This window comes from Bradyrhizobium sp. 192, assembly GCF_023100965.1.
Taxonomy (GTDB): Bacteria; Pseudomonadota; Alphaproteobacteria; order Rhizobiales; family Xanthobacteraceae; genus Bradyrhizobium; species Bradyrhizobium symbiodeficiens.
The window spans coordinates 4,956,501-4,983,462 of record NZ_CP064690.1; the positions used below are offsets into that span (position 1 = coordinate 4,956,501).

The window sequence follows — 26,962 nt, forward strand, 5'->3', positions numbered from 1 at the left end:
TCAGAGATCCTTGCAGTAGATGATGCGCCGGGACCGGCGCGTCGACGACGACTGCAGCGTGCCGATCTGCGCCTGCACGGCCGCGATCGCGTCGCGCAGCTCGGCCATGTCGCGAAACTCGGCGCGCTTGTCGCCGGAGCTCGACGCCTTGATGCCGGTGGCTTGCAGCTCATAGAGCGCGTCGAGACGCGCCTGCAGCTGCTCGAGGGAAGCGGCCATTGATCAGTCCATGTAGTTGGAGCGAGAGGAGCGCCGGGTCAGAGGCTGCCGCGCCGGCGCCGGTGACCTCGTTGCCGCACTTGCCGGCGCTGTACCGGCCGCGGCCGGCTCACCCGCCGGCGGCGGATTGTCGTTGTGGGGAACGCCCAGCTGGTCCTCGAGCTCGCGGAATTTATTTGGGCGCCAGCGGTCCCATCCTCGCATCGCGGCGAGCGCGCGCGCGTAGTTGGCGCAGTCGAGGACCTCGTTGCGTCGGCCGGACATCACGGTCCAGGTGCGACGGGTGCGGCCGCGGACCACGTTGATTTTCAGCTCTTCCGACGTCAGCTGCTTGACCTGGTCTTCGCTGACGTCCTCCGGCAGATGCACATAACCGGGTGGGAAGGCCTTGCCCTCCTCCGGCCGGTCGAGGCCCAGCTGGCCCATCAGCTCCTGCTTGCAGAACGACGAACCGACTTTCACGGTCTTGAGGCCGCGGCGCAGCTTCTTGCCTTGGACGGTGACATCGAGGGCGCCGACGCCGACATAGGGCATCAACGAATTGTCGTGGCCGTCGATCGCGTGGACGTTGCCGCGGCCCATCTGGCTGCGGACGAAGGAGCCAACCTCCGCGGCAAACGCGCCGGAATCGATCCCCCAATCCTTGACCGACATTTCCGCCCCGCTCTCGTGGCGCCAGACGTCGTCGAACATCTTGGCGAGCTCGTCCCAGGTCGCCTGGTGGATGACCTGGCCGGGGATGACCCGGTGCTCGATCAGCCAGCGCTCGCGGTTGCGGCCGAAACCCCAGATGCTGATCTCGAGGCGGTCCTTCTGGACGTCGACGCCGGCGAATAGGATCAGCACGCCCCAGGGGATCGTGCCGGATCGATAGCCGCCGCGGCGGCCGAACACGCGGTCCCAGTCGGGTGCTTCGCCGGCTTCCTTCCAGGTCCGGGCGAGCTGCGTGTTGTAGAACGTCTTCAGCTCCTCGAGGCCGGCCCTGAGCGCGCTCCGGTACTTCTTCACGAGCTGGCGGATGCTCTGCTTCGGGGCGTACAGCTTCGACGCGATGCCGCCGGCATGATCGTTCGGGACGGCGCGCTTGCCACAGTCGGCACAGACCGCATACTCCACGCCGGGCGCCGCCGGCTCGCAGATCCATCTCTCCGGTTTCTGTTTCTTGCCGCAGCAATAGAATTCGCGCGTCTGGCGCCAGGTCACCCGCTCGAGCGCGCGTAGCCGATCGGCCTCTGTCCACACCACCCCACAGCAAAGGCCGACATAGGTGGCCGTCTCGGGCTTGGGCAGATCTTGCGCATCTTTCTCGAAGCGAACCTGCTCCCACTCCATGACCTGCGAGGTCTGGCAATGCGGGCATATAACGAATGGCTTGCGCTGGTCGCTGGCCTCGTAGGACTTGGCGATCGCGCTACGCCCCTCGATCGTCGGTGAGCACACGCGCGCGGAAAGGCTGTTGGCGGCGAACTCGGCCTGGCGCTCCTCGGCCAGGACGATGGGCGAGCCTTCGTTGCCCGACGACAGCGGGTACTTGTCGATTTCGTCGAACAGCACGATGCGGATTGGCCGCATCGCGAGGTTGGTCGGGCTGTTGGCGCCGACCATGGTGATATGCCCGCCCGGGAACTGCTTATGGGTGAGCGTGTTGCCGGCGTCGCGGGCCTGGCTGCGGAAGATATCCCGCAGCACAGGCGTGTCGCGGATCATCGGCGCCAGGCGATCCTTCGAGAACGTCTCGGCCGCGGCGTCCTTGGGCTGGACCACCAGGATCGGGCACGGGTCCAAGTGCATGTAGTAGCCGGCGACGTTCTCCAGGAAGGTGGTCTTGAGCAGCTGCGTGCAGGCCTGCAGCGTGATGATCTTGACGCCCGGCTCGGTGGCCCACAGCATCGGCCCGCGGGCGACCTCCACGCGCGCGACGATGAACCGGCCGCCGTTGGAAGATTCCTTCGAGAGCTTCCGGTGCGCCTCCGCCCATTCGACAACGGTCATGTTCGGCGGAGGCCTCAGCCCCGCGCGCCACGACGCCCGGAGATCCTCAGCCTGGCGGAGCGAGCTCGGGAGCAGCGGGCTCGCCGAGCTCGTCGAGGTGCTCGCGGACATACTTCGTCAGGACCTCGACCAGCTTGCGATCGTCGACCTGGAGATCCGACGCCATCAGGGTGACCACGCGGACCGGCCAGGCCAGCCAGGCGTCGCGAAGCTCGCGGGCCTGGTCGAAGAACGCCTTGTTGGCGGCAGCGCGGTCGACCAGGCGGCCGACGTCCTTCTCGAAGTCGACCGCCCGCTGGCGCGCCAGGTAATTCTCTTTGACGCGCTGGGCCCCGGCGAAGGGGAGCATCTTGCCGTCGGCGAGCTGCTGCTCGAAATCGCCGTCCGTTGCATCCGTCGCGCCGGGCGTTGCATTGGGCGGGCCTGGCGTTGCATCAGGGGATGCAACGGCGACGAGCGTCGAGCCGCCCTTCCCGCCTTTCGGCTTGGCCGGCCGGCGTCGCGACTGGGCTAAATTGACGTTGGCACTTCGGTCTGCAACCACTTCAACCAAAACGACTTTTCCGCCGTGAGACCGCACCGCCCCGCTGTCGACCTGGCGGCTCAAGGTGGACTTGTTGACCCCGATCTTCCGGGCCGCCTCGCTGATCGAAATCAGCTCCAAAGGCGTTGCATCAGGGGGGCGTTGCATCAGATTTGACCCCCGCAGCTAGCAAGAATCTGGGGCCGGGCCACCGGTTTTGCGTTTTGAGTGGGGAGGACCCGCGCGACTCGTCTACTCTGGGGGCGAGTAAACAGATTGCAACCGGATGAAGATGCCGCAGCCGATCACCAGTCTCGTGGCCGCTCCTCACATCGTTATTGACAGCAAGGTGCTTTGCGATAAGCCGCAGATGGCAGCGCTGGTTACGCAAATCTTTGCGCTATGGGCACTTCTTGAAAGAGAACTGGGCGTTTTGCTCATTCGGCTTTTGGGAGCTGAGGCCGTTCCTTCTCATGCAATCTTCGCTGTTCTGCAAACACAAAGCTTGCAAGAGAAAGCGATCGTCGCCGCAGCGCGTAGCGTGATGCCACCTGATGAATTCGCGATCTTCTCAGCCGTAATGGATGTCGTAGGAGGCGTTAAGAAGACCAGAAACAAGCTCGCGCATTGGAATTGGGCGAGATGCGAAGGCCATCCCGAGTTGTTGCTCCTGGGAGATCCGCGGCGCTTGAAGCAACGCGATGAGCGTATAGCCGCATTTTTTCAGGGTCTTGATGAAAGCGATGGCGTGAACTTGCTTGAGACCTGGACATTAATCCAGTTCGACGAGGATGCGTTCTTGGCTTATCGAGCCTCTGATCTTGAACGTGAAGTCCGCGACCTTACCGAAGCAGACAGACTAATGTTTTTATACGGCATTTATTTGGATCCGTCGTTCTCCGTTGCCCAAGCCAAGAATTTGGCCGGGCCAGCGGTGACGAGGCAGGACGTTCGGGAACGCATGCTCCAGGATATGCTCGAAATGCGGTTGTTCAAGGACGCCTTGGACCGAGTCAAAAGTCGAGTTCAATCTACCTAAATGCTGGAGTCCGATAAGAGCCCTTAGCGGACTCCAGCACGACAATCGGCGGAGCCAGTGAATTGGCTCCGACGCTGCGACAGGGGGATCGGTTGGGTGCAGCGACACGACACCGGCAAGCATTCCTGCGCAACCACAAGACGTGCGCGTTCTGCGGCGGCGGGGCGCCGTCTTCGACGATCGAGCATTGCCCACCGCGCGCGTTGTTTCAGCATCGCCAGTGGCCCGAAGGCTTCGAGTTTCCTGCCTGTCAGGCGTGCAACAACGGCAGCAGTAACCACGATCTCGTGATTGCGATGCTCGCGCGTATGGATCCGTTCGAAAATAAGGGCGACCTCGATGGCGCTGCGGTGGGTCTCATGAAGGCGGCGCATCGTCAGCACCCGGAGCTCCTTCAGAACATGATGATGCGTGCGAACCAGGCGCGCCGTGCAAACCGTGAATTGGGCCTGCGGCCGCGACCGGGCCAGACGCACCAAGACACGCTGCTTGCTAACGTGACCGACGAAATGCGCAAAGCTGTCGAAGTGTTCGCGGGCAAGCTCGCAAAGGCCATTTACTACATGCACGCAGACACAATTTTCCCCGCCGACGGCTCTCTCGTGATGTGCTGGTGTACGAACACAGACTTGCTGCGCCACGGCAAGTTTCAGTTGTTCGAGGTCGTGAAGGACGTGCCCGGCGAGGCTCCGCATTTGATTCGATCCGGCAAGTTCTTGAACGATCAATTCGAGTACAAGTTTTCACTGTCCGACGAGCAGCACCTATTTGCACTGCAGGCGAGGTTCGGAAACGCGTTCGGTCTCATCGTGTTCGGCGCCACGACGCCTGGCCTTCTCGAGCAGCACATTCGGCGGTTGGAATGTACGATAGCGCGCGAAGACGAGGGCCCGTTCCGAATCCTTCAATCGACCGTGCTGCCCTTGGGCCTTAGACCTGTCGGTATGCACTTGGAGTCCGATAACAGCCCTTAGCGGACTCCAGCAGATCAACGCCCTGCTCTGCCAGCGTCGGCTTGTGACCCCATTTCGGACACTTAGCAGGTGCTGGCGTTTCTTAATTAAGGACTGCGACCTATCTGCAACATCGCCTGAATGAGACCGTGGTATTTACGACGGTTCATTGAATGGAAGGGTTTGGGATGAAGAAGTTCGCATTGACGCTGACAGCAATTGCGGCCTTTGGCGGTTCGGCTGCTGCGGCCGATTTACCGGCCCGTGTCTACACAAAGGCTCCACCGCCGGTGGAAGCAGCCTATACTTGGACAGGCTTTTACGTGGGCGGCAACATCGGTGGCGGATGGAGCCATGACTCCGGTGCGCCGCGATGTAATGACGGGGCCGGAGTGCCAAACGGTGCGCTCTGCCAGAATGTGCCCGGCAGCACTATCAATGGCTCTGGACTAATTGGCGGTGGCCAGATCGGTTACAATTGGCTGGTTGGTCCCTCCTGGCTGCTTGGTGTCGAGGCTGATATTCAGGCTACCGACATCAGCGGCTCGACCATCGTGAATGGCCCCTTCACGTTCTTCGGCGGCGGTCTGGCACTGCCTGCCGCCGAATTCTCGGCCAGCGAGAAACTCGACTGGTTTGGGACCGCGCGCGGCAGAGTTGGTGCGATCATCGGCCCGGCGCTTTTCTATGTCACGGGAGGCCTTGCTTATGGGCACGCTCAGCTAGATACGAAATTCACTTCTCCGACTGCGTTCCCAGCGAGTGCTGGTGTTCAAAAGACCGGTTGGACAGCCGGTGCCGGCGTCGAATGGGGTTTTGCAAGCAATTGGTCCGCAAAGCTGGAGGGCCTATATTACGATCTGGGAACCACGACCCTCACCGCGGGGCCAGCGGCGCCGGTGGGGCCGGGCGCACTTGGTTTTGTTCGGGGCAAAGACTTCGATCTGCGCGGCGTAATCGCGCGTGTAGGCCTGAACTATCATTTTGGCGGGCCGGTGGTCGCGAAGTACTGATCTCCTCCATCCCTTGACTAACTTAAGCTCCGGTATCGTCCGGGGCTTTTTGTCTGATGAATGAGCGCGCGCTCACAATGTACTACTTCCGTTGTTGTCCCCTTAGCCGACATCCCTGTCCGCCCTCGCTTGGCGTCCGATAACCGCCCTTAGTGGACTCCAGCATTCGCTTCCTTAAAGGGAGTGGACGCGCGGCGGCTCGCTACCTTGATGGGAGTGAACGGCCCGCACTTGCGCTGGATCAAGTCACCCATGCGCAAGTATGCGAGAAGGGTCGATGGTCGAAACGGTTTTCACCTGCCCCCAAACAGGCCTCAGCGTTCAGCATCGGCTCGACAGCGAGGCCGCGGCAGACGATGAGTTCGTCCAAGTGGTCTGCCTCGCCTGCACTCGCCTCCACCTGATCAATCGTAAGACTGGAAAGCTCCTCGGCTCAAAGCCCTGAAGGTTGCTAGTCGTCCCAAACACGCTCTCCGCATGGCATAGGAACAAGCGCACGGAACGGCCGCTTGCGGAATCCAGAAAGTACTGGAGGAGCCGAGGGATTGAACCGCACTTTGAGCACGTAGGCTGCGGCCTTTCCTTAGTGTTCTCAGTCGTTGACATCAGCCGAAGTTAACCCACTGGGGTAACTTCGACTGTCCGACGTATTTGGTATTGACATCTCATTGGAACATGCGGCCCGATTAGGCATTCTCGAGCTTATGCCCAAATACTTCTTCCATGTTCACAGCGCGAAGCCGAGCCACGATGAAGTCGGAGAGGATCTGCCCGATGACGAAACCGCCTGGCGCGCAGCCACGCGTTTGGTTGGCGAGGTTATGAGAGACATCAACGGAAAGTTTAGGCCAGGGCAAGACTGGTCGCTTGAGGTGACGAACGAGGCCCGCAAGCCGATCTACTTTATCACCATTGGATCTCGAAAATTGGCCTGACGCGCGGCGGCTCGCTACCCTGAAGGGAGCGGACGGTAACCTTGTTGCGTTACCCTAATTCCAGCTCCCGATTGCTGCCTGCCTGCATTCCGCAGCAGGATAGTTGGCGCCAGTCGTCTGACCATTTGCGGCCAGAATTTTCATGATTGGCGAGGGCCGCCAGTGGATACTGGCTGGAAAGCTGGCGGCCCACCTGGCTTGAAGGGAGTGGACAACCGTCGCCGAAGCAGGCTCAGGCAGCACCGACCGGGCAAGGGCGGACTTTCGTTCCGCAAACCAGGCCCATACCGGGAGCGGGACGTTAGGAACGATAAGCATCCACCAAATTTTCCTCTGATGACCCGCTACTATTTTGATACCCGCGATAACGAGAAGTTCATTCCGGATGATATCGGGGTGGAGATTTCCACGCTGGACGAGGTGAAGCTCGCCGCTTCGCGAGCAATGGCAGATTTCGCCAAGGACGCGCTGCCCGGTTCAGTCGTCCGTATTCTCACGATCGAAGTTCGTGATGAATTTCGTCCCGTTTTGCTGGTTTCGTTACGCTTTGAGATCGGACACCCACCGTCTCGCAATTAGCATAGGCAGATTTGGAACCTTCCTCTTAACCTATGCTTATCGCTCATCGCCGGCCAGATCTCGGGCGCCAGCGGCTGAGAGTTTTTGTGCTCCCCCTGTCGGTCGGAGCGGTGAGTTCCATGCCGTCTTCAGCTTCCTCAAGCAAGAAGTGGCGTGTGATGCCCAGTACCTCGACGGCCACCCTCATTCTGAAGCTCAAGAAGAACAATCGGCTCGACCATGACGACGTCCTGGCTATTCAACAACTGCCTATTCATAGCAAGCGGGTAGCTGCCCACCATCGCATCGTGCGCGATGGTGATCGGCCTTCGGAATCCTGTCTGATCATGGAAGGGTTTGCGTTTCGGTCCAAGCTCACGCCCGATGGAAACCGCCAAATTCTCTCGATAGACGTCCCGGGAGACATTCCCGACCTTCAGAGCCTCCACCTGCACGTCATGGATCATGACCTAACTACTCTCTCGGATTGCACTCTCGGCTTTATCCCGCACGATGCACTCCGCGAATTGGTTCACCGCCGTCCAAACGTATCAGCCGCGCTCTGGCGAGAGACGTTGATCGATTCAGCAATTTTCCGAGAATGGATCGTTAACGTCGGGTGCCGGCCCGCGCTTCCTCGTATGGCGCATCTGCTTGCCGAGATTCATGCAAGACTTGACATGATCGGCCGGACGGCAAATGGCTCATTTGAGCTACCGATCACGCAAGTCGAACTGGCCGATTGCCTCGGCTTATCGGTCGTTCACCTCAACCGAACCCTGCAGCAGCTTAGGCACGAGGGCCTCGTCGCGACAGAGCGGAAATCCTTCTGTCTGCTCGAAAAGGAGCGGCTGGAAGAGCTGGGTCAATTTGATCCGACCTATCTCCATCAAAATCCCTCGCTATGAAGTGCGCCCGCTCCCGTCTTCCGCTCGGGGCCTTTAGCTGACCTCCACACCCCTGAGCGAGCAACTCATGTCCCCAGGCAAGTCTCGATGATCGAACAGGCCCTCACCCTGCGACCTACTGTGATCGGCGGTGAGACAGCGGAGGGCGACTTTACCGTGATCCACGATGGGCGCGAGGTGGGTCGCATCAGGAAGACGCAAGACCTCCTCCACGGCACAGAAGTGAGCGCTTGGAACATCACCGTTCCACTGCCGATGCCGGCTTGGTGCCATGGATCGGCTGAAAGTCTCGAAGCCGCCAAGTGGGCCTTCCGGTGCGCCTGGGAGCGGTTTCATTCCGAGCTGAGCAAGGACGAGATCGCGCGCTGGCACCACACGCACGATGCGCGAAAGCCCTGAAGGACTGATTGGCTACTCGTCCCAAACACGCCTCCCCGCATTGTCAGTGACATCTACGATAACCACCGGGGTACCTTACGATGTGCAGCAAACTACGGGGAATCGACGAGATTTCCGGCAAGCCTGACGGGAGAGGACCAAAAAAGGAGTGAGGAACGCTGCCTTATCGACGGGATTACCCTTCTTCAATAGGAGCGAACTTCATGAAAACCAAGTTTCTTCTCGTCGCTGCCGCTCTTATCGCCGGGTCGTCGTTGCAAGCGGTCGCCCAAGGTGGTGGTGGTGGTGGCGGCGCCGGCGGTAGCGGCTCATCAGGGGGCGCTAGCGGATCATCGTCTAGCAGCGGAAGCGGCAACACATCATCGGGAGGCACCGCCACGAGCGGAAATCCTTCACAGAGTGGCAACACCGGCGGTACGCAGCAAAACTCAAATCAGCTCAACAACAGCAAGAGCGCCGCACCCACGGGCTCCCCAACAGCAGCACAGGCCGAGCGCAACTCAGGCGCCGGAACTGCCCCAAACGGTCAGCCTATCGGCAGCCCCGGCTCAGGCGAAGGCTCCCCGGAACAGCCGGTCGGCGGTCGAAAATGAAGCACCACTCCCCCTGGAGGGAGTGAACTGCAAACGGTTTGCCGTTTCGACGAGAGGCAGAGCGGAACAGGCGGCGCCTCGTTGAAGCCTCTTATCAAGGAGATTCGTGATGAAACTTGCCGCAATCCTGGTGCTCGGTTTCCTCACCGTTGGCTCTGTAGCTACGGCGGATCAACCCGGACTCCTGAGGTGAAGGTGCCCGCCGAAATGGGGCAGTGATGCTCCCTGATTTATTTTATTGTCGAACGTCGATCGGAGAACTACGATCACCGTATTTAAATCCCGTTAGTTTTGAGAGAGCGGCGTCATGATTTTCCAGGACCTCAGGAAGGCGGCCGTCCTCAGTCCAGTCAACGCAGAAGACTGGTTTATAGGGATCGGCTATCTCACCATCGCGGTCTTGGCCATGGCAGTTTGGTTGTACGCTCTCGCGCGGCTCGCGACAAAGATCCTCGGCTGGCTTTGAGCATGGCCCCGATCTCCACCGCTGGCATCATCACGTGCTTCTACCAAACCTGATTGCCTGTTCGATCGGGAGTGCGAACGATGGATCTATTGATCTTCGTGGCAGCTTTCGGACTTGGCTTCGCCGCGGGTTACGGGTTGAGGCATTTTCAATCGTTAAGCCGCCGCCGACGCAGGCGCGAATGGTCTCCACACGCGATGTCGACCTTGCGGACCGAACGAAAAACGTCCGCGCGCGAATCGCAGGTCTCACAGTCACTCGACTTCCGCAAGCCGATAAACCGCCGCGGGTCCGCGCGTTGATACGATCTGCACACCGTGCTTCCTGATCAGCCCGTTGACGATCCACCTCCACTGCGAGATGGGATGTGTCAGAAGTCCGCCGTGCGGGTCATCCGCATAGAGCCGGGCGGCCGCCCGATCGCGCGTAATCCCGACCCGTCCTGCGGAAGCGATGATCTCATAGAGCCGAAGAGCTTTGCCGGTCAGAGATGCAGCAATCTCGTCCCTCGGAATCGGATGACCGCAGCACTTGCAGAGGGTGACCTCAGGCATCAGATGCCCAGCCACTGTCGAAGCTGCGGCATGAACGCCGTCGCCATCCGGCGATAGCCAAGCACGCTGATGTGGTCGCCGCTCAAGTTCGACGGATCGTTGAAGAAATCAAACGGCCCCTGCAGCACCTCGTATCCGCCGGCGGCCGCGCCGGCGAGCACCCAACGATTATACTCGACGCCGTCGGGATCGGTGCCGTCATCGGCCTCGGGAAAGATCGCCGTCGCGATCTTGTACCAGGGGTCTGCCTGGGCAGCAGCCATGTAGGCGGTGAAGTCCGTCTTGATCTGTGCGATCGTGCGTCCCTGGAAGCCGCTGTTGCCATACTGGCTGTTCGGCCCGATCAGGATGTTCTTCGCCAGAGCCGGATTGAACAGCTTCCGATTGCCGATCGAGTTATAGAAATCCGTCCCCTGGTCGATCCGGAAGCCGCTGCCAGCCACGTTGTTCCAGTTGATCGGGTAGCTCGACAGATCGTCCATCAGGAATTCCGGCCAACCCATGCCGCCGCCGACCAGCTCGTCGGTGTAGAGCGTGCCGGGCACGCCGCCTTGCCCCTGGTCGAGCGAAGCGCCGTCGATGAGCACGTTCGCGATCAGCGGTGACGTCGGCATGTTGAGGATGCGGTAAAGCGACGCCTTCATCGCCGCTTCCTGCGCGGGGCTGAATACCGTGGAAGAGATCAGCACGGCGTAACCGCGGCCGCAGAAGCCATTGTCGCCGATGCCGCCGCTTGCAGGGTAGGAGCCGATGTTGCCGCCGGCGGGGCTCGCAGCCGTGATCGCGGGACCGGTCTCACTATATTCGTTCCAGCCGTACTTCGCCGCGGCTGCCGACAGGATGGCATAGGACACCTGGTTCTGGATGCCCACGGTTGGCGGAAACACCTGAACACTCTCGAAGTTGGAGAGGTCGAAGACTGACGCCAACGATCCAGCATCATCTGCGAAAAATGAGTTCGGCGCCTCCAAGGCGAAACCCGTGTTCGAGACGATCGTGTTGAGGCGGCCGGCACCGAAGAAGTTCGTGACCGAAGATGCCGTCCTCGCAGTCGTCGAATACGGCTTTACGAGGCTGAAGATTGAACAGCTCTGCGTGTTCATAACGACAGAAGGCGGCAGATTGAGAAATTGCGCCTTCATGGTCGGGTGATCGATATCCGACGACAGCACGCCGCCAAAGCCGAGGCAAATCCTGCCGTAGATCAGTCCGACCCACGGCCTGTTTGCCGCGGTGGTCTGAATTGCGTCGCCCTCGTTACTGCTCTGATCGAACCAGCCGGAGATCGTGTCGCCGCCGACGCCGGTATACGGATCGATGCCGAGTGCCGCGGCGAACGCCTTGATATCGGGATAGCCGCCCTTGACCGTCTTGATCGTCACGCCCGACGTCGTGAGCGTGAACAGGTTCTTGTTCGGCGCCGTCCATGCCGCGCCGACAGCGCAGATGCCGTAGGTCGCGGTCCACATCACACCGCTGACGGCGTCCATCGGCAGCGGGCCGGACAGGTTGAGCCCCCCGGTTGGTACCCCCGCTCCCCCAACGCCATCGGACGCCGAAACCGCAGCCATCAGTGGCCGCGAGAGCGATCTGGTCAACGGCTGCCCGTTCTCAGGCACTGAACACACCACAGGAATCGCTCGTGGCGATACGGCTGAAACGATACGTGCCGGCGGCGACGATCATCACCGCTTTCTTGCGAGCGCCTAGACTATCGACCTGGAAGTATTGCCCGGCGTCGTCCTTCAGGAGGATATCGACCTGGACGTTCGGTCCGAGGTCAGGTCCCGCCGTATCCTTCAGGCAATAGGTGACGGGCGTGCCGGCGCTAACGACCTGGTCGATCGAATTGGCTGCGCCCGTGCCAATCGCAAGTATCTCCGTCGGCATTGTCAAAGCCCTCTTCTAAAGAAAATCGCCGCCGGCGTGGTCGTCGAAGCCGTTCTCGCGGCGGTCATAGACCGCGAGCGTGTCGAGCTTGACGTGACGGCTGTGGCCCTTGACCTTCAGCGGATCCTCGCCGGCCTCGAGCGCCGACGTGACGAAGCCGGCGCGCATCGAATGTCCGGAAAAGGCTGCCTCATCCAGGCCCGCCGCCTTGATCGCCCGCTTGACGATTCGCGCGATGGATCTTCCCGACAGCGGACCGGCGCCAACGCGCCCGTGTCGATCGACTTCGCGGAAGACGGGTCCTCCGGTGATCGCGGCCGCTGCCAGCCAGGCGTCGAGAGCGTCGACCGGACGCAGCTTCTTCCCGTTCGGGACCCGAAGAGTGGTGCCCTTGCCTTCCTGGTCACTCTTGGAATGGCCGAGGTGGACCAGGACGCCGCCGGCGCGACGCTCGATGTCGTCGAGCTGCAAACCAATCAGCTCGGATCTGCGCAGCGCCGCGGCGAAGCCGACCAGCAGGATTGCCCGATCGCGGACGCCAGCGAGGGTGTTTGGCAAGTGCTCGAGCACTTTTGACAAGAGCCCGGCGGTGGTTGGTTTCTTGCGCGTCGTCTTCGACCGCAGAGTGCGGCGGATGCCGCGCATGGTCGCCTTGACGCCCTCTGAATTGGTCGGTGGCTCGAAGCCGGCCGCCTTGTGGGCGCTACGGATCGCGGCGACGCGCCGTTGGATCGTCGAGGACTTCCGCCCGCCGTCGGCGAGCTGCGCCAGGTAGCGGGCGACGGTCGTCGGATCTGCTGGCAAGGCATGAAGACCAGCAGCCATGCACCAGCCGCCAAAATCGTTCCAGTCGGCGGCATAGCCTTTCCGCGTATTGTGCGACTTCTCAGCTGCGAGATAGGCTCTGACCGAGCCCATCGAGTCGATCAGCTCATTGGGCATCGCAAGACCAGGGAGTTACGTCACATGCCAATAACGACCGGCAAAGCCGGCGCGGACATCAAACGAGGAGACGCTTTGAAACTGTCGGACGGAAAGCTGTATCCGGCTCTCTCTAACGAGCAGGCCATCGGCGCCGCTGCAGAGCCGGCTGCCGAAGGCCAAGAGATGTTTTGCGACCAGGACACGAGTTGGCGAATAAAGCAGCGATCCAGGCTAGGAGGCTAGAGTCCCTTAAGGGCCCTTATCGAACGTCAGACATTAATGCCGCCTACCGTGGGAACTTTGTGCTACGGCCGATCGTAGTATGGCAATGCCGATATACTTTTTGGATCAGCACGCTGGTGACGAAATCGAGATCGATCGCGAAGGGACTGATCTGCTTGATTTAAGCACCGCGAAAAGCCTGGCCTTTGAGTTGCTGGGTGAATCGATTATCTTAGAAAGAGCTCGTCTTCCCCTCGGGGAAGTGGCTATCGTGGTGCGGGACGAGAGCGGTGCTGTGCTGCGCGTATCTGCCAAGGTCGCCGTCGAAGAACTATCGCCTCCGCAGACAATTTAGAAGCAGCAAGGAAGCTGGCCGCCGGCGCGCAAGCATTAGGCCGACCCCTCCTCCGCTCACGCGGCTCTCGAAATCAGTTTGGCCTTGCGGCCCGTCAGCTGCTCCCAGCGGGCGATCGCCAGGCCGCAGTACTCCGGGCTCAGCTCGATGCCGTAGCAGCTGCGGCCCGTCATCTCGGCCGCGATGATCGTGGTCCCGCTGCCGAGGAAGGGGTCGTAGACCGCGTCTCCCTGGAGCGTGTGGTGCAGGATCGGCCGGCGCATGCACTCGACCGGCTTCTGCGTGCCGTGGCCGGTGTCGCTGCGCCGGTGCGGGATCTGCCAGACGGTGGTCTGCTTGCGATCGCCCTGCCAGTTGGCCGTCTTCAGCTTGCGGACCGCGTACCAGCAGGCCTCGTGCCGCCAGTGATAGTGCCCGCGCGAGATGATCAGGCGGCCCTTGTCCCAGATGATCTGGGCTCGCACCCGGAAGTCGGCCGCGGCCAGGCTCAGCTCGACGCTGGAGGCGTGCAGGCCGGCATGCCAGACATAGGCGATATCGCCGGGAAACAGCGCCCAGGCCTCGCGCCAGTCGCTGCGGTCATCGTTGAGCACTTTCCCGGCGGCCAGGACCGCGCCGCCGCTGCCCTTCAGCTTGCGCCGCCATTCCGGCTCGTAGCCGACACCGTATGGAGGATCCGTGGCCATCAACCGCGGCCGGGCACGGCCGAGCAGCTTGCTGACAATGGCGGGATCTGTTGCGTCGCCGCAGGCCAGGCGGTGCCGGCCGAGCTGCCAGATGTCGCCGTTAACGACGACAGCGAATTTAGCCGGCCGGACGAACGCCGGAGACTCCAGATTGTGCATGATCTCTGAAACAACTTGTCCCGCCGCGTGCGCGGTGGCGGGATGGCCGGGTAGCGGCCGGATCAGGTCATGCGAGTTTCGAGCTCGCGGCTTAGGGCGTTGACGCGCCCGCAGCCCCCGTCTCTTCCTTGCAGAAGAGCCGTGGCTAATCAGGAATGTCGAGCGGCTGGACCTTGATGGTCGCGCTCGAATAGGGCGACGAGTCGCCGTCGTTGAGGTGGCCGGAGGCCTCGATCAGGAACACGCGCTGCGCGTCGCCGAGCGCCTTGGTGTTCTCGAGCGAAGACTTGATGAAAGCGTGGACCTGCGCCGGCACGTCGGCCTTGCGCTGATCCAGAACGCGCAGCGCGTGAAGACGCGAGCGCGCGACGAAGCTCATGTGGAAAGACATCAGAGGGCAGCCGGGTCTTATTTCATCGTCATAGCTTCGCAGTAGCTAATCTCCGGCGGAGATCAGGGGCGGAACGGCCAAAGCCGCGCCGCGGCACTCCCCGGGTTACGCCGGTCGATGCCGCGAACCGCGCACCGGCAAGCCGGCCGCGTCACTTGCAGGAACGGATCATACGGCAGCGGAATCCTGACCTGATCCAGATTCGAGAGAATTATTGCTCGACGAAGTGCAGCAGGCCCGGCTTCACCGGCCAGACCCTGCGGCCGAAGATCTCGACCTCGGTGAGAACGTTCACCCGCCCCTGCTCGTCCAGGTCGACGATCTTGCAGAGCATCTTGCGCAGCGGCAGGATCTCGGCCCACACGTCCCGCCCCGAATAATACGGGGTCTCCTTCGCGCGCGTCAGCTTCCTGATGTACTGCGCGTCCTTCTTTGCCTCGACCTTCCGGACCTCATCGACGACGATCTGCGGCAATGTCGCGAGTTTCTGGCTGCCGGACTGGGTCATGAAATCGACCACGCCGCGCGCGAACCGGACGCGGTGCCAGGCCTCGTCCGTCTGCGGCATCGGCAGCAGGATCCGGCTAGGGAACATCGAGACGGTGATCTCGCGCGATCGCCGGCGGCCGCCAGGCGTCTTGCGGTGGAGGTGCGGCCAATAGGGATGCAGGCCGAGCTGCTGGATGCTCTCGATCGCGCGCGCCTCGCGGCCGGGCTCGGTGATCACGACGTGCCAGAGCAGGTCATAGCCGGCAGTCTGCACCGGCTCCGGCTTTACGGTGTCGACGTAGCCGACGAATGTCCCTTTGACCCATGTGGAGGTGTCGATGTGCGGCATGCATGGGCCTTTTCTAGTTTTGCAGTTTCGAGGCCGTGCTCGACGTGTTCGCGCACGATCTCGGCAACAGAGACCCCGCGCTTCTCCGCGGCCGCGGCGAGCTCGGCGAATGTGTCCTTCTCGAAGCCGACCGGGATCCGCGGCATCTGATTGCCGCCGGCGGAGTGACCCTTGGCGCGCATCAGCTTTGCTGCGAGCGGATCTTGTGGGCCTTCGCTTCGAGCTCGAGAAGCGAAGCGCGAAGCCGCGTTCGCTGGTCCTCGATCTCCGCGAGCAACAGATCGTCGAGATCTCTCTGCAGATCCTCGGGCAGCACGCGGTTCTCATCGCATACGATGTCGAGCTTTGCCTTCAATTCATGCGATAGTTTTGCTGCAAATCGAAAGCGAGCATTCGGCCCGTCTTTGTTGCGCCTCACGAAGGAATCGAGCTGATCTGCGAGGGTAACCCCGGTGACCAGCTGCATAGGCATGGCTTCTCCGCTCAACTGGGGCCTCCCTCACGCAGGTCTTGGAAAATACGGATCGAGCCCGGTTGGCGAGAACGCCACCGGCGCGCCGACGATGATGTGCCAGGGGTCGAAGCCCGACGGCGTGGTGGGCGTGTGCAGAATGGCGCCGACCGCAGTGGGGCCGCCGCGCGCGGCGCCCTGGAGCAGCCTCGCCGCCGCATCGAATACGGCCGGCTGGCTGCCACCGCGAATCCGCACGAACGGCAGCTGGACCTCGAGAACGCAGCCGCCCTGCTCGACCAGGCCGCGCTGCAGGCCCGCATAGACCGGCCGCGGCAGCAGGAACGACAGATCAAATGAACCAATTGGGGAACGCATGCACATAACCCCCTGAGCGAGCAGGGTTACGGCAGACGGGTAATGAAGCCGTTAACGGCTCGGCAACGATCAATCGCCGGGGCGATGGATACGGGTGACGTTGGACCGCTTGGTCCAGAACTTCTGGGTGTAGCCCTCGCCCTCGACCCGGAGCATCACGTCGGGACCCATGTCCTGCTCGATCTTGCACCGGATCTCGACCAGTTCGCCAGGCCGCAGAGAGGCCGGCGTCGCCTCCTCGGGCTGGACCAAGGTGTCGTAGACCAGCCAGCCAAACGCGTCGCGCCTGGCAAGATACGTCACCGACCACAGACGGCCTTGGAGCTCGATCATCCTGCTGGTGACCGGACCGTTCTCATAATGATCGATGCCGGGCGACATGAAGTCGCTCGCGACCGGAACGTCCGCCAGATCAGTGCCTCGCCCCATGCTCTCTCCCGACGCAGAATATAGCGGCGGTCGAAAAATCAGGCAATCCAATCGCTTGTTGCGGAAGGCTAACCCGGTTTCTCGCGGGTATAGGCCGGCCGAAATCTGGATTCAGTCACGCGACAGAGACTCGACCTAGAAACCACCAAAGGTTAAATTCTACGGGATTTACGGAGGTGCAATCGTGCCCGAGTTTCGCGCCTACTTTATTGACGAGGGCGGTCACATCACGCAGCGCATTGACCTGCCCACCGATGATGAAGCGGAGGCAAGGGAGCAGGCCCAGGCGTTGGTTGATGGCCAAGCCGTGGAGCTCTGGGACGGCGCTCGCAGGCTCGTCCAATTCGAGGCAAACAAGAGCGTTCCTTGATAGTTAGACGCTCGTTGCGGCGAAAAATGAGATCAGTCCGGCAGCATGAGGCTGCAAATATGAGCGCCCCAGGTTTTCGTAAAACACTTTCAGAAAGGCTTCGTCGCCGTATCCGACAAACGCCTCAAGGGCGCGGGCTTCCCTTTCGTTGATCGTGAAGGTGATCTCCAGAACGACATCCGCCTTCGGGTGCGACTTTGGCCATCACAGCATCCCCAGCGCCCGCAGGTACGTCTCCAGGATCGTCTCGGCCTCGGCGCGTTCGTTCGGGTCTTGCTTGCGCATCTTGACGATCGTCTTCAGCGCCTTGACGTCGTAGCCGTTGCCCTTCGATTCCGAATAGACATCGTTGATGTCGTCGGTGATCGCCTTCTTCTCGCCCTCGAGCCGCTCGATGCGTTCGATGATCGATTTGAGCTGGTCTTTGGCGAATTGCGTCGCCGGCCCGTCTCCGGAAACGGCCATCAGCCTCGCTCCTTCGCCAGCGCATCGGCGATCGCCGCGGCCTCGCTGCGCAACCGCCTGAGCTCGTCGAGCGAGGCGACCATCGTCATCTCGAGTGCGCCCATCTTTCCGTGCAGGGCGCGCAAGCTCTCGATCGAATGCCCGATGCGCACGCGGCCGGCGAAGCTCTCGGCTTTCGCGGCACCCGGGGTTGGCGCGGCGCCGCCCTCGGCCGCGGCCTGGTTCTCGTCGCTCATCATGCGCTCCGCTTCTTCAGCCGGTCTTCGGGACCGAATTTCAGCTCGGCCTGGTGGAACGAGCGCGCGTCCTGCTTCACCTTGCTGCGGAAGCGATCGCCACGAAGATCGAACCGTGCCGCGTTCACGATGATCTGCCGCAGCGCCGCCGGGTCGTTGCGGCAGCGTCCCATCCAGTCGGTGATCTCCTCGGCCGCGCGATGGCGCTTGACGCCGAGCTGATCCGCGACAAGGTCGGTGCCGACCTCGAGCAGCCAGCGCGCGTCGGGGTTCTCGCCGGGCGCCGACGCCTCCCTGGCCGGCTCTTCGGGCGTCTGTTTCTCGGCGACGATGCGGAGGTGTGTCAGCGCCGGATTGCCGACGCGCCAGGCCGCGAGCACCGCCTCGGCGAAGTTGTTCTGGATGTAGCTGGCGATGAACCGGTTCGGCGCCTGCAGGACGAGTTCGTCCTCGCCAAGCGAGACCACCGCGACATTGCCGAGCCAACTCCGGAAAGTCGCATCGCCGAGCCTGCGCCTCAGCGCGACGCCGGGAATGCCGAGATCGAACCAGGGGCCGGCGGCGCCGTCAGGCGCAGCGCCGACGGCCCCTGCCGCAGCGAGCCCAGAAGTGTCGAGAGGAGTCCTAAGAGAAGTAGGGGGTCCTTTTTTGCACCTATCCGGTGACGTTTTTTGCACCTGTTCAGGACGGATTTTGCACCTGTCGGCGTCCAATAGGTGCAAATTCTGCCCCTGTTGCCCCTCTGACAGGTGCAAATTTTGCACCTTTTCGGCGGGCTCGTAGATCGGGACATAACGGTTGCAGCGTCCCCTCTTCACCACGGTGAAGTACCCCTGCTCCTGGAGCGCCCTCACCGCCATCTTCACCGTGCGCGGAGCCAAGCCCAACTTCTCCTCGAGGTGCTCGATCGAGGGATAGGCATCACCGGTGTCGAAATCGACCTTGGCGAACAGCTCGCCGCCGACCGCGCGGAAGGACGCGGACAGGCTGGTGTCCCGGCGCACCCGATCCATCGCGGCCAGACGCTTGCGGTTGAAGTCCTTGAGGGCTTCCTCGCGCGTCATCGGGGCTGCCCCCGATCGAGCGGCGGAGGTGGTCTGCCCCAGTTGATGAGTTTGGCGAAGCCCACGGCTTGGATTTCCCGCGCGAGCTCTCTCTCTCGCTTGGATATCTCGTCACGAACCAGGAAGCGAATTGCTTCCTCGTCGCGGGACACCTTGATGCCCGGCGCGAACACGATGGTGCCGTCATCGAGCCGAGTGCCATATCGAAAGCCATCCGAACTGGCGAGCGGTTCACCTGGTGGCCAACGGGGCTCGGAGAGCTTCGACAACCATGACTTGACGCGCCGCATCACCTGCCCGTCTCCGCAAAACGCACGTCGAATGGAGGCGCGGCGAATTGCGGGCCGACACGTTCAGCCGACCAGGCGCGCGCGATCGCCTGGATGCTGACCGCCGCGGCGAAGGCGAGCGCGACGCCGATCACGAAGGTGGCGCGATCGATGCGGTCGAGGCCGAGCCAATATTGATGGATAGCGGAGCGCCGCCAGCGATCGCGCAGAAGATTCATTGCGGCCTCAGCCACTTGGAGGGAAAGGGACGCGAACGCAACAAAACGCCAAAAAACGCGAAACGAGTTATCCACAGGGCAACTTTTGCTGCCGTGTCGGCGCGAGATCGGCGCCCAAATCAGTTATCCACAGGGCCGATTTCGCGGCCTTGCGAGCGATTCGACTCTGTGCCTGCGGCCGTGATGACTCCGCGGCATGTTCCCGCGTACCCCGCTCATGCCGCCGCCTTTTCCATCTCAGCTGTCGTCACCTGCCCCCACAGCGATGGGTGCGCTGTGTATCCTTTGCGCCGCAACGCCCAAGACATCAGCGCGTGATACCGCGCCGGGAACGTACGTGCCCGGCTCCAATTTTCGGTGGCCTTGTAGGAACTGCCGGTGAGATCGGACAATCCCGAAATTCCCCCAAGGACGCGCATTACGTCGGCCTTGGCCTGCAGCTTTCGCGACTCAGCAAGTCGTTTCATGGAATCACGCCTAAACCAAATCTCTTGGGTCGCCAAGGACCAAGCATGATTGGTGGCGCAACAGGCGGCGCAAATGCACTTTCTTTGGCGATGCCGAAGAAACAAAAACCGAACGAACCCGCCCCGATCGACGATCAGGCGAAACGACTGAAGACCCTCCGCGAGGCGCTAGGCCATCCGACATCGAATGGCTTCGCCGCGTGGCTCGGCATCGGAGCTAACCGCTACAACAACTTTGAGAACGGCACTCCACTCAGCCGCGAAGTCGTGTTTTTGCTGGTTCAAAGCATCCCGGGCCTAACGAGCGATTGGCTCTACTTCGGCAAGCCCGATGGACTGACCCTGGAATTGGCGCGTCGCTTGGGCGAGCTCGGGCCTCCGGGGAAACGCACCACAGCCTGATCATTCCAGACGTTCCGCGACGCCGGACGTTCGTCGAAGAAGCCGACCAACTGTTCGACTAGCGCCAATATTTCGCGCGCGTGATCCTGCTCTTGAGGCAGCTGCGACGCGATGTTCAATGCCTGCCGGCGGATCCAGCCCTGTTTTTCTATCATTTTCTTTTACGCCTCCGGTTACTCTGGCCTCTTTGCCATTGGAACTGATGCTACCTCTAGGCGTGTACGACGCCAGCTTCGCTTTTAGTCGAATACCAAATGTTTTGGTTAATGCGGATTGACTACCAAATTTTTTGGGTGATAGGGTCTGTGTAGTCCGGCGGTTGAGTCGGACGGCCGGCGATCTGGCGAGAGCCGGTCAATTTCAACCCGAGACTGCTGCCGGTGCTCGTTCGGGTCCGGCCAAACAGCGCGCGGATCGGTCCCAGCAATAGAACGGACCTGGGTTCGATACCGGACATCAAAACCGGTCCGCGCGCTGCATTTTCAACCGCATCAACTGCATGAGGGGTAGCCATGCGACAGGTCAGCGAAGCGCTGAAGCGCGCCGCATCAGTTGATTTTCTTGATCTCGTGACCTTCGGCATCCAGCGCCATGCCGAAGCCGACCGCCTCAACAGCCGGTTCATCTTCGTGTCGGAGATCTACGAAGGCGCCGACCGGATGTCCTCGCGGCTGGAGCAATTCCAGTCGGCCGCCAAGTTCAGCATTGGGATAGCCCGCGACCATAACCGCGCCTGCATCTTGCTGGCGCGCGCCCAAGACGGCTGGTACGTCGCCGAGCACGCCCATTGCAGCGTAGACGATCTCGACGCCGTCAACGCCCATCTGCGCGAGATCGCTACCGCGGCGGCGGGCGTGAAATTGGTCCAGGTCGACGACTTCTCCGCACCGTTCGAGGTGCAGCGATGAGCGCCACCTACACCCGTGCCTATTGCTTCCCGTCCGGTTTGATCGAGTTCGGCTTCGCCATCCCGAAGGGCGCCACCGTGATCGCCCGCGGACCCGCGGAGCAGCTGCGCGCCTTCATCGGCGCCAACGCGCGCCAGGCTCGGCTGCACCGGACCAAGAGGACGCCTGATCTCGTGGTCCCCGGCATGCCCGAGGCCGACAACCAGCTCGCGCTCGACGCTGCGCTGGCGACCTGGTCGAAATGGATTGCGGCCAACGCGCCGAAGGGCGTGCGGGTGGTGCGGCGATGACCGGGATCTCGTACGCCTCCCTGATGACCCAGCGCGTGGAATCCTGCTTCCGCGAGATCGCGGCCGCCGCCCGCGGCGATCGCGCATCCGATGCCGGCGGCACCTATGCCAACCGCGGCGCCGTGCTTGCCGAGATCCGGCTGATCAAGGCCAAGGCGCGCGAGGCCGAGATCCTTTTGCGTGCTGCGCGCAGCAATTGGCCTTTGATTGACGGCAGTTTGTCCTCGTTCCCGGGCCGCGGCGATGACTGACACTCTTTTTGCGGGGATAGCTCAAGACAGAGCGCCGGCGTCTACCCACGCCGGAGGTGAGGTATCGAATCCTCTTCCCCGCTCCACCGCTCACGATCGCCTGTCATGGCAGCTGGGCTTTGACGACGCCTTGGCCGGCCGGCCCTGGCGCGTCGGGCCCGATGAGATCCTGGCGCGTACCTTCGACGGCGATCGCGACGTCCTCTCCTACCTCCTCGGGCATGCCGATGGTCGGCGCCAGCGAAACAGGGAGCACCGCAATGCCGCTGCGCTGTGAACAGGCCGATATCGTCGCGCGCCCGCGCACCGCGGGCCTCGCCTGCCAGGTCTGCGGCTGCACCGACGACAACGCATGCCCGGGAGGCTGCAGCTGGGTCTCGATCGACCCGCCAGTCTGCTCGGCCTGCATCGCCGCGGAAGCCATGGCCGAGGCCGAAGCGCAGGTTGCGCTCGAGGACGCGGGGTTCTTCTTCGGAGAGGAGCGCTGCCCGGCCTCACCCACGCCGGCGCTGCACGTCCAGCTCTACGTCGACGAGACCTCGGGCTACTGCGCCCGCTGCAAGGCGGGGTTCACGCTATGACGCCCGAAGCCCAGCTGATGCAGCAGGCGCTCGAATTCGCCACCGGCCGCACCAACATGATCACCGCGCATGTGATTAAGGCTCGCGTCGCGAAGACCACCGAGGCGCGCCTGCAGCATCTGGATTCCGCGATCGTCGCCGCCCGCGCCATCACCGACGATCTCATGACCAAGCGCGCCCAGGTCGTCCATGGCGCCGGCAAAAGTGACGACGTCAAGGGAGATGCGGCGTGATCGGGCTCGATGTCACCGACGTCGGCCGCCTGGTCCGGATGATCCGGGCCTGCCGCGTCACGGCCGCCGCGATCGAGATGAAGCTCTGCCGCTGCCCCCCGGCGAACGCCGAGCAGCTGGCGCGCGTGCGTCGGAAACTGCTCGACGTCGCGGCCAAGCTCGAAGGTCGGGACTCATGAGCGAGACCGACGCTAAACGCGACGAATCGGTCGGCCTCTACGTCGGCTGGGACGAGCTTCATCGCCGCGTCGCGCCCGCGATGGGCCGGGATTCGTTTCGGTCATTGGTCAAGGACAAGGTCGCAAAGGCGGGTTTTCCACCGTTCAGCGACACTTGGCGGGGATTCTACTGGCCGAAAGTGAGGGCATGGCTGGACTCGCAGAACGAGGTTGGAACAGATGCACGGGTCACCATCAGCGCCCCGGAAGTCGAGGACGGCGCCGACGAAGGCTTCAAGCATGCCCCGCCGCGGAGAAAGGCCCGGGTTCAAGATCGGCCGCAACAACCTGGGATACTGGCTGGCCAGCCAGGTCACACGCGACCCCATGGGGTTTCCCGACACCTGCATTCCGTTGCCACCGGGCGCGACTGACGAGGAGATCGGGGAGCTATGCCGCGGCTACACGGCGCAGCTGCGCCAGCACATCGAGGCCGAAAAGAAGAAGCTCGAGACCAGCGATCCGTCGCTGACGAAGACGCGGTACGACGGGACGATCAAGGCAGCGTGCCAGATCTATCAGGAGCACCCCAACTCGGCTTTCAACCACGGCATCAGCGACACGACCAGGCGAGGCTATCTCGCGGACCTCAAAGTCATCATCGAGAGCGTCGGTCATCGCCGGGTAAAGGGCTGCACAACGCTCGACGTCGAAGCCTGGTACCGGGAATGGCGCAAGGGTGCCGAATACATCGACGACGACGGCACCGCCTGGTTCGGACCGGAGCGTATAGCTCGGGCGCACAACGCGGTCGCTATGGTGCGGACCGTGTTGCGCTTTATGGCGAGACTGCGTCATCCGGATTGCAAGCTGCTGGCGGAGGAGCTTGCCAAGGTCAAGTTCGAACGCGAGGGCGCGCGCGAACAGGAGCTCACCTTTCAGCACGTCCGCGACTTCATCCGCGCGGCCGGCGAGATGGCGGACAAGGATTTGATCCCGCGCGATCGCGCGCTCTACCTCTCAATTGCGACGGCGGCCCAGTTCGAGCTAATGCTCCGCCAAGGCGACATCATCGGCAAATGGCAGCCTCGCAAGGAAGGCGCAAAATTCCCTCGCGGAGTAGAGCTGCTGCACCTCGACAAGGAGACCTGGTCCGGCTTCTTCACCTGGGAGAAGATCCCGGGCTGGCGCTGGCGCACGCGCACCTCGAAGTCAAAGTATCGCGCGGCGGTCGAATTCGATCTGCAAATTTACGATCTGCTATTTCCCCTTCTCGACCAGGTGCCCATGGAAGAGCGGACTGGGGCCATCATCAAGGGCGAGCTCGGCCTGCCGATCCGGTACCGGACCTTCGTGAAGGCGTTCCGCAAGATTGCTCAGTTTGCGAATATCCCGGACGAGGTCTGGAGCATGGACGCTCGTGCCGGCGGCGCCGGCGAGGCCGACGAGGCGGGTGTCGACACCACGCTGATTTCGGCCGGCTTGACCCACACCAACGTGACCACGACCGGTCGCTATCTGCGCCGACGGGCCAAAAAGATTGTCACCATCGCCGAGGCGCGCAAGCAGTCGCGCGTCGCGGGCGGTGAGGACGGAACAGCGTAAGAACCGCGTGTCAGAATCACGTCAGAATCGCAGGGAAAAAGTTTAGGAGATTCAACGTCGGGACTGGTCGGGGCAGCTGGATTCGAACCAACGACCTGCAGTACCCAAAACTGCCGCGCTACCAGGCTGCGCTATACCCCGAATGTCCGGCGAACTCCGTCGATACACGCTTCCAAAGCGGCCAGCAAGGCTGACCGGCGGGTCTTATTTGCTGCCGAACAGCGGATGGCCGACGCGGTCGCCGGGCCGGATGCCGTATTTCTGCGCCGTTCCCGCCACCACCTCCAGCACGGCCCGGGCAGGCCCGCGGGACGAGATGATCTTGGTCGACATCGGCTCGGTATTCTCGGCGATGCGCAGGATGCGGCCGTCGGCACGGATGAAGATCATGTCCAGCGAGACATAGGTGTTCTTCATCCACATCGACACCTCCTGCTCGGGATTGAAGTCGAACAGCATGCCTTTGCCGTCCGCCAGCTCCTTGCGGTACATCAGGCCGGTCTGCTTCTCCTCCTCGGTCGTCGCCACCTCCACCGAGAACACCTGCACGCCGTTCTTGGTGACGATCTCGAGCGGCTGGAAGCTGGCGGCGCTGACGGGCGCGCCGGCAACCGCACAGCCGGCGATGACGAGGACGGCGGCAAGCCAGCCCTTCAGAGCGGACCAGACAGCCTTACGATCAGGATTCATGGGGGCACTCGAGGCGTGGGACTGGACCAGTCCTTACGCGGCGGTCGCCGGAAAATCCAGAGCCGCACCGGTCTGCCAGCGCGCCCTTGCTCACGATTGCGGGAAATGAAAGCCAGAGCCCGAGATGCGTCGCGCTTAGTGCGACTGCAATCCCGGCGAACCGGTCTCGGGATGGATCTCGGCCGCCATCATGCCCTTGGAGCCGGGCCCGAAGCGGACCAGGACATATTGGCCGGGCCTGAGCTCGGTCATGCCGAAGCGGCGCAGCGTCTCCATGTGGACGAAGATGTCGGGCGTGCCCTCGCCGCAGGTCAGGAAGCCGAAGCCGCGCAGCCGGTTGAACCATTTGACCTGGGCCCGTTCCAGCCCGCTGGTCGCGGTGACCGTGACGTGGGTGCGCGGCGGCAGCATCTGCGCCGGATGGATCGCGGTCGACTCGTCCATCGAGACCACGCGGAACGCCTGGTAACCCTTGGCGCGCTGGATGCACTCGACGACGATGCGGGCACCCTCATAAGCGGTCTGGAAGCCGTCGCGCCTAAGCACGGTAACGTGCAGGAGCACGTCCGGCCACCCGTTGTCGGGAACGATGAAGCCGTAACCTTTGGAAGCGTCGAACCATTTGATGACGCCGTGGACTTCGACGAGATTGGCGCTGGCCTCCCCCAATCCGCTGAACGGACTGAGCGCGCTGTCGCGACTGGCACCGCCGTGTTCGCCCGGCGCGATCCGCCCAGGCGATACTCCCTGCCCGGGAACCCCGAGCTTCTTGGACTCAAATCCGTCCGACGACCCCATAACCCCGGACCCCACACTGCCATGCAACCCGCCACATCGGCGGGGCTCGAATCACGCGTCTTAAGAGAATGTTCTCAATTGGACGCGACGCGAATCTTTCGACTCAAAAGATAACACTCCCGGTTGCGAGGCATAGACAAAAAAGAGATTCGGCGGAACCTATGAACAGCTTGCACAGCCGCGAATCAAACTGACGCCTCAATTGGCGACAAAGGGCCCGAGCGCTTCGCCGATGTCGTCGTGGATGACGAGGTCGGCAATGTCGTCCTGTTCGGTCGGCTCGCGGTTGATGATCACCAGACGGGCACCGGCGTTCTTCGCCATCATCGGAAAGCCCGCCGCGGGCCAAACCACGAGCGAGGAACCGATCGCGATGAAGAGATCGCAGGCTTGCGACAGCGCGGTCGCGCGCTGCATTTCATCGTCGGGCATCATCTGGCCGAAGGAGATCGTGGCGGTCTTCACCGGTTCGTCGCAGGCAGTGCAGTTGGGCGCGAGGCCATCGCCGTCGAAGCGATGCCTCACCCAATCGAGCGGGTAGGCCTGCCCGCATCCGATGCAGCGCGCGTAAGTGGTGTTGCCGTGGAGTTCAATCACGTGCTCGCCGGCGAAGCCGGAGGCCTGGTGCAGATTGTCGATGTTCTGGGTGATGACGGCGGGAACCTTGCCGGCGCGGTGCAGCGAGGCCAGCGCGCGATGGCCGCGGCCGGGCTTCGCCGCAGCGAAGACCTCCTCCATCGCAAAACGGCGGCGCCAGGATTCGTCCCGCGCCTCCTGGCTCGCGACAAACTCGTCGAACGGGATCGGACGGTTGCGCGTCCAGATTCCGCCCGGCGAGCGGAAGTCGGGAATGCCGCATTCGGTCGAAATGCCGGCGCCAGTGAACGGCACGATGACCCTCGCCTCGGCGATCATCTCGCCGAGCCGTTCAACGCCGCTCTGAAGATCCGATGCAATCAATCGCAACTCCCGATTCGTTTTGCCTGACAGCAACGAGCGCAAGCGACAAGATTGCTGACGCTCTTATCAAGCGCTAACGCGATGCGCTCGGCAATTTTTTC

The 26,962-nt window shown here is 62.4% G+C and carries 41 protein-coding genes and 1 tRNA gene; 19 read left to right on the forward strand and 23 right to left on the reverse strand.

Annotation, left to right across the window (positions count from 1 at the left end; translation table 11 throughout):
- The 3 genes from IVB24_RS22670 to IVB24_RS22680 are packed head-to-tail and all read right to left on the reverse strand — an operon-like array spanning position 1 to position 2,902.
- Complete coding sequence (locus tag IVB24_RS22670; RefSeq protein ID WP_247768928.1) at positions 1-219, reverse strand: hypothetical protein; 219 nt, start codon at positions 217-219, stop codon at positions 1-3.
- A gap of 3 nt (positions 220-222) precedes the next feature.
- On the reverse strand, positions 223-2,211 hold the full coding sequence (locus IVB24_RS22675) for a terminase gpA endonuclease subunit (RefSeq protein ID WP_247768929.1): 1,989 nt from the start codon (positions 2,209-2,211) through the stop codon (positions 223-225).
- Positions 2,212-2,257: 46 nt separating this feature from the next.
- The gene (locus IVB24_RS22680) at positions 2,258-2,902 is read right to left on the reverse strand and encodes a hypothetical protein (RefSeq protein WP_247768930.1); all 645 of its coding nucleotides are present in this window, start codon (positions 2,900-2,902) and stop codon (positions 2,258-2,260) included.
- A 118-nt stretch (positions 2,903-3,020) separates the two neighbouring features.
- Between IVB24_RS22680 and IVB24_RS22685 the strand changes: the two genes are divergently transcribed.
- The 8 genes from IVB24_RS22685 (at position 3,021) to IVB24_RS22720 (ending at position 9,598) form a co-directional block, all read left to right on the forward strand.
- Positions 3,021-3,773 carry a hypothetical protein gene (locus IVB24_RS22685; RefSeq protein WP_247768931.1) on the forward strand — a complete coding sequence of 251 codons (753 nt, stop codon included), beginning with the start codon at positions 3,021-3,023 and terminating at the stop codon, positions 3,771-3,773.
- 62 nt (positions 3,774-3,835) lie between these two features.
- Positions 3,836-4,747: a hypothetical protein gene (locus tag IVB24_RS22690; RefSeq protein ID WP_247768932.1), complete on the forward strand. Its 912-nt coding sequence runs from the start codon at positions 3,836-3,838 to the stop codon at positions 4,745-4,747.
- 167 nt (positions 4,748-4,914) lie between these two features.
- Positions 4,915-5,739 (forward strand): outer membrane beta-barrel protein, encoded by an 825-nt coding sequence (locus IVB24_RS22695; RefSeq protein WP_247768933.1) that lies wholly within the window; start codon positions 4,915-4,917, stop codon positions 5,737-5,739.
- Between the two features lie 668 nt (positions 5,740-6,407).
- Positions 6,408-6,674, forward strand: a complete 267-nt coding sequence (locus tag IVB24_RS22700) for a hypothetical protein (RefSeq protein ID WP_247768934.1) — start codon at positions 6,408-6,410, stop codon at positions 6,672-6,674.
- 336 nt (positions 6,675-7,010) lie between these two features.
- Positions 7,011-7,253: a hypothetical protein gene (locus tag IVB24_RS22705; protein WP_247768935.1), complete on the forward strand. Its 243-nt coding sequence runs from the start codon at positions 7,011-7,013 to the stop codon at positions 7,251-7,253.
- Between the two features lie 158 nt (positions 7,254-7,411).
- Positions 7,412-8,140, forward strand: a complete 729-nt coding sequence (locus IVB24_RS22710; RefSeq protein WP_247768936.1) for a Crp/Fnr family transcriptional regulator — start codon at positions 7,412-7,414, stop codon at positions 8,138-8,140.
- Positions 8,141-8,227: 87 nt separating this feature from the next.
- Positions 8,228-8,539 carry a hypothetical protein gene (locus IVB24_RS22715; RefSeq protein WP_247768937.1) on the forward strand — a complete coding sequence of 104 codons (312 nt, stop codon included), beginning with the start codon at positions 8,228-8,230 and terminating at the stop codon, positions 8,537-8,539.
- Positions 8,540-9,439: 900 nt separating this feature from the next.
- Positions 9,440-9,598: a hypothetical protein gene (locus tag IVB24_RS22720; protein WP_247768938.1), complete on the forward strand. Its 159-nt coding sequence runs from the start codon at positions 9,440-9,442 to the stop codon at positions 9,596-9,598.
- Between the two features lie 254 nt (positions 9,599-9,852).
- On the opposite strand, the gene IVB24_RS22725 is transcribed toward IVB24_RS22720, so the two are convergent.
- Genes IVB24_RS22725 through IVB24_RS22740 form a run of 4 tightly spaced genes read right to left on the reverse strand, consistent with a single transcriptional unit; the run spans position 9,853 to position 12,984 of the window.
- Positions 9,853-10,152: a hypothetical protein gene (locus IVB24_RS22725; protein ID WP_247768939.1), complete on the reverse strand. Its 300-nt coding sequence runs from the start codon at positions 10,150-10,152 to the stop codon at positions 9,853-9,855.
- The gene (locus tag IVB24_RS22730) at positions 10,152-11,723 is read right to left on the reverse strand and encodes a hypothetical protein (protein ID WP_247768940.1); all 1,572 of its coding nucleotides are present in this window, start codon (positions 11,721-11,723) and stop codon (positions 10,152-10,154) included. The genes IVB24_RS22725 and IVB24_RS22730 overlap by 1 nt, the downstream gene beginning before the upstream one ends.
- 40 nt (positions 11,724-11,763) lie before the next feature.
- Positions 11,764-12,042 carry a hypothetical protein gene (locus tag IVB24_RS22735; protein ID WP_247768941.1) on the reverse strand — a complete coding sequence of 93 codons (279 nt, stop codon included), beginning with the start codon at positions 12,040-12,042 and terminating at the stop codon, positions 11,764-11,766.
- 15 nt (positions 12,043-12,057) lie between these two features.
- Positions 12,058-12,984, reverse strand: a complete 927-nt coding sequence (locus IVB24_RS22740) for a site-specific integrase (protein ID WP_247768947.1) — start codon at positions 12,982-12,984, stop codon at positions 12,058-12,060.
- A 304-nt stretch (positions 12,985-13,288) separates the two neighbouring features.
- Between IVB24_RS22740 and IVB24_RS22745 the strand changes: the two genes are divergently transcribed.
- The gene (locus IVB24_RS22745; RefSeq protein WP_247768949.1) at positions 13,289-13,543 is read left to right on the forward strand and encodes a hypothetical protein; all 255 of its coding nucleotides are present in this window, start codon (positions 13,289-13,291) and stop codon (positions 13,541-13,543) included.
- 56 nt (positions 13,544-13,599) lie between these two features.
- Here IVB24_RS22745 and IVB24_RS22750 read toward each other — a convergent pair whose 3' ends face one another.
- From IVB24_RS22750 to IVB24_RS22775, 6 genes are all read right to left on the reverse strand, one after another.
- Complete coding sequence (locus tag IVB24_RS22750) at positions 13,600-14,388, reverse strand: site-specific DNA-methyltransferase (protein ID WP_247768950.1); 789 nt, start codon at positions 14,386-14,388, stop codon at positions 13,600-13,602.
- 145 nt (positions 14,389-14,533) lie between these two features.
- Positions 14,534-14,779 carry a hypothetical protein gene (locus tag IVB24_RS22755; RefSeq protein WP_247768951.1) on the reverse strand — a complete coding sequence of 82 codons (246 nt, stop codon included), beginning with the start codon at positions 14,777-14,779 and terminating at the stop codon, positions 14,534-14,536.
- A 211-nt stretch (positions 14,780-14,990) separates the two neighbouring features.
- Positions 14,991-15,617, reverse strand: coding sequence for a transcription termination/antitermination NusG family protein (locus IVB24_RS22760; protein ID WP_247768952.1), 627 nt, complete (start codon positions 15,615-15,617; stop codon positions 14,991-14,993).
- Between the two features lie 181 nt (positions 15,618-15,798).
- The gene (locus tag IVB24_RS22765) at positions 15,799-16,089 is read right to left on the reverse strand and encodes a hypothetical protein (RefSeq protein ID WP_247768954.1); all 291 of its coding nucleotides are present in this window, start codon (positions 16,087-16,089) and stop codon (positions 15,799-15,801) included.
- Positions 16,090-16,116: 27 nt separating this feature from the next.
- Positions 16,117-16,446: a hypothetical protein gene (locus IVB24_RS22770; RefSeq protein WP_247768956.1), complete on the reverse strand. Its 330-nt coding sequence runs from the start codon at positions 16,444-16,446 to the stop codon at positions 16,117-16,119.
- 69 nt (positions 16,447-16,515) lie between these two features.
- The gene (locus tag IVB24_RS22775) at positions 16,516-16,875 is read right to left on the reverse strand and encodes a hypothetical protein (RefSeq protein WP_247768962.1); all 360 of its coding nucleotides are present in this window, start codon (positions 16,873-16,875) and stop codon (positions 16,516-16,518) included.
- Between the two features lie 184 nt (positions 16,876-17,059).
- Here IVB24_RS22775 and IVB24_RS22780 point away from each other — a divergent pair, with 184 nt between their 5' ends.
- Positions 17,060-17,245, forward strand: a complete 186-nt coding sequence (locus IVB24_RS22780) for a hypothetical protein (protein WP_247768964.1) — start codon at positions 17,060-17,062, stop codon at positions 17,243-17,245.
- A 204-nt stretch (positions 17,246-17,449) separates the two neighbouring features.
- On the opposite strand, the gene IVB24_RS22785 is transcribed toward IVB24_RS22780, so the two are convergent.
- From IVB24_RS22785 to IVB24_RS22810, 6 genes are all read right to left on the reverse strand, one after another.
- Entirely contained in the window at positions 17,450-17,710 is a 261-nt protein-coding gene (locus IVB24_RS22785) for a DUF2312 domain-containing protein (RefSeq protein WP_247768966.1), read from the reverse strand.
- A complete protein-coding gene (locus IVB24_RS22790) occupies positions 17,710-17,949 on the reverse strand; it encodes a hypothetical protein (RefSeq protein ID WP_247768968.1) in 240 nt (79 codons plus the stop codon). Before IVB24_RS22790 ends, IVB24_RS22785 begins: the two co-directional genes overlap by 1 nt.
- On the reverse strand, positions 17,946-19,010 hold the full coding sequence (locus IVB24_RS22795; protein ID WP_247768969.1) for a DnaA N-terminal domain-containing protein: 1,065 nt from the start codon (positions 19,008-19,010) through the stop codon (positions 17,946-17,948). Before IVB24_RS22795 ends, IVB24_RS22790 begins: the two co-directional genes overlap by 4 nt.
- Positions 19,007-19,300 carry a hypothetical protein gene (locus tag IVB24_RS22800; RefSeq protein ID WP_247768970.1) on the reverse strand — a complete coding sequence of 98 codons (294 nt, stop codon included), beginning with the start codon at positions 19,298-19,300 and terminating at the stop codon, positions 19,007-19,009. The genes IVB24_RS22795 and IVB24_RS22800 overlap by 4 nt, the downstream gene beginning before the upstream one ends.
- Complete coding sequence (locus tag IVB24_RS22805; RefSeq protein WP_247768971.1) at positions 19,300-19,518, reverse strand: hypothetical protein; 219 nt, start codon at positions 19,516-19,518, stop codon at positions 19,300-19,302. The genes IVB24_RS22800 and IVB24_RS22805 overlap by 1 nt, the downstream gene beginning before the upstream one ends.
- 215 nt (positions 19,519-19,733) lie before the next feature.
- A complete protein-coding gene (locus tag IVB24_RS22810; protein ID WP_247768973.1) occupies positions 19,734-19,985 on the reverse strand; it encodes a hypothetical protein in 252 nt (83 codons plus the stop codon).
- Between the two features lie 45 nt (positions 19,986-20,030).
- On the opposite strand from IVB24_RS22810, the gene IVB24_RS22815 reads away from it, so the two are divergent.
- The 9 genes from IVB24_RS22815 (at position 20,031) to IVB24_RS22855 (ending at position 24,413) form a co-directional block, all read left to right on the forward strand.
- Positions 20,031-20,387, forward strand: a complete 357-nt coding sequence (locus IVB24_RS22815; RefSeq protein WP_247768975.1) for a helix-turn-helix transcriptional regulator — start codon at positions 20,031-20,033, stop codon at positions 20,385-20,387.
- A gap of 512 nt (positions 20,388-20,899) precedes the next feature.
- The gene (locus IVB24_RS22820) at positions 20,900-21,295 is read left to right on the forward strand and encodes a hypothetical protein (RefSeq protein WP_247768976.1); all 396 of its coding nucleotides are present in this window, start codon (positions 20,900-20,902) and stop codon (positions 21,293-21,295) included.
- On the forward strand, positions 21,292-21,585 hold the full coding sequence (locus IVB24_RS22825) for a hypothetical protein (protein ID WP_247768978.1): 294 nt from the start codon (positions 21,292-21,294) through the stop codon (positions 21,583-21,585). The genes IVB24_RS22820 and IVB24_RS22825 overlap by 4 nt, the downstream gene beginning before the upstream one ends.
- Positions 21,582-21,836 (forward strand): hypothetical protein, encoded by a 255-nt coding sequence (locus IVB24_RS22830; protein ID WP_247768979.1) that lies wholly within the window; start codon positions 21,582-21,584, stop codon positions 21,834-21,836. The genes IVB24_RS22825 and IVB24_RS22830 overlap by 4 nt, the downstream gene beginning before the upstream one ends.
- Positions 21,837-21,997: 161 nt before the next feature.
- Positions 21,998-22,417 (forward strand): hypothetical protein, encoded by a 420-nt coding sequence (locus IVB24_RS22835; RefSeq protein ID WP_247768981.1) that lies wholly within the window; start codon positions 21,998-22,000, stop codon positions 22,415-22,417.
- Positions 22,418-22,434: 17 nt separating this feature from the next.
- Positions 22,435-22,650, forward strand: coding sequence for a hypothetical protein (locus tag IVB24_RS22840; RefSeq protein ID WP_247768982.1), 216 nt, complete (start codon positions 22,435-22,437; stop codon positions 22,648-22,650).
- A complete protein-coding gene (locus IVB24_RS22845; RefSeq protein ID WP_247768983.1) occupies positions 22,647-22,829 on the forward strand; it encodes a hypothetical protein in 183 nt (60 codons plus the stop codon). Before IVB24_RS22840 ends, IVB24_RS22845 begins: the two co-directional genes overlap by 4 nt.
- Positions 22,826-23,242 carry a hypothetical protein gene (locus IVB24_RS22850; RefSeq protein WP_247768990.1) on the forward strand — a complete coding sequence of 139 codons (417 nt, stop codon included), beginning with the start codon at positions 22,826-22,828 and terminating at the stop codon, positions 23,240-23,242. The genes IVB24_RS22845 and IVB24_RS22850 overlap by 4 nt, the downstream gene beginning before the upstream one ends.
- Entirely contained in the window at positions 23,196-24,413 is a 1,218-nt protein-coding gene (locus IVB24_RS22855; protein ID WP_247769002.1) for a hypothetical protein, read from the forward strand. Before IVB24_RS22850 ends, IVB24_RS22855 begins: the two co-directional genes overlap by 47 nt.
- Positions 24,414-24,477: 64 nt before the next feature.
- Here IVB24_RS22855 and IVB24_RS22860 read toward each other — a convergent pair.
- The 4 genes from IVB24_RS22860 to IVB24_RS22875 form a co-directional block, all read right to left on the reverse strand.
- Positions 24,478-24,554: transfer RNA gene (locus tag IVB24_RS22860), tRNA-Pro, on the reverse strand.
- 63 nt (positions 24,555-24,617) lie between these two features.
- Positions 24,618-25,103, reverse strand: a complete 486-nt coding sequence (locus tag IVB24_RS22865; RefSeq protein WP_166475038.1) for a DUF192 domain-containing protein — start codon at positions 25,101-25,103, stop codon at positions 24,618-24,620.
- Between the two features lie 135 nt (positions 25,104-25,238).
- On the reverse strand, positions 25,239-25,901 hold the full coding sequence (locus IVB24_RS22870) for a cold-shock protein (RefSeq protein ID WP_247769004.1): 663 nt from the start codon (positions 25,899-25,901) through the stop codon (positions 25,239-25,241).
- A 198-nt stretch (positions 25,902-26,099) separates the two neighbouring features.
- Positions 26,100-26,861, reverse strand: a complete 762-nt coding sequence (locus IVB24_RS22875) for an NAD-dependent protein deacetylase (protein WP_166475037.1) — start codon at positions 26,859-26,861, stop codon at positions 26,100-26,102.
- Positions 26,862-26,962: the final 101 nt, after the last annotated feature.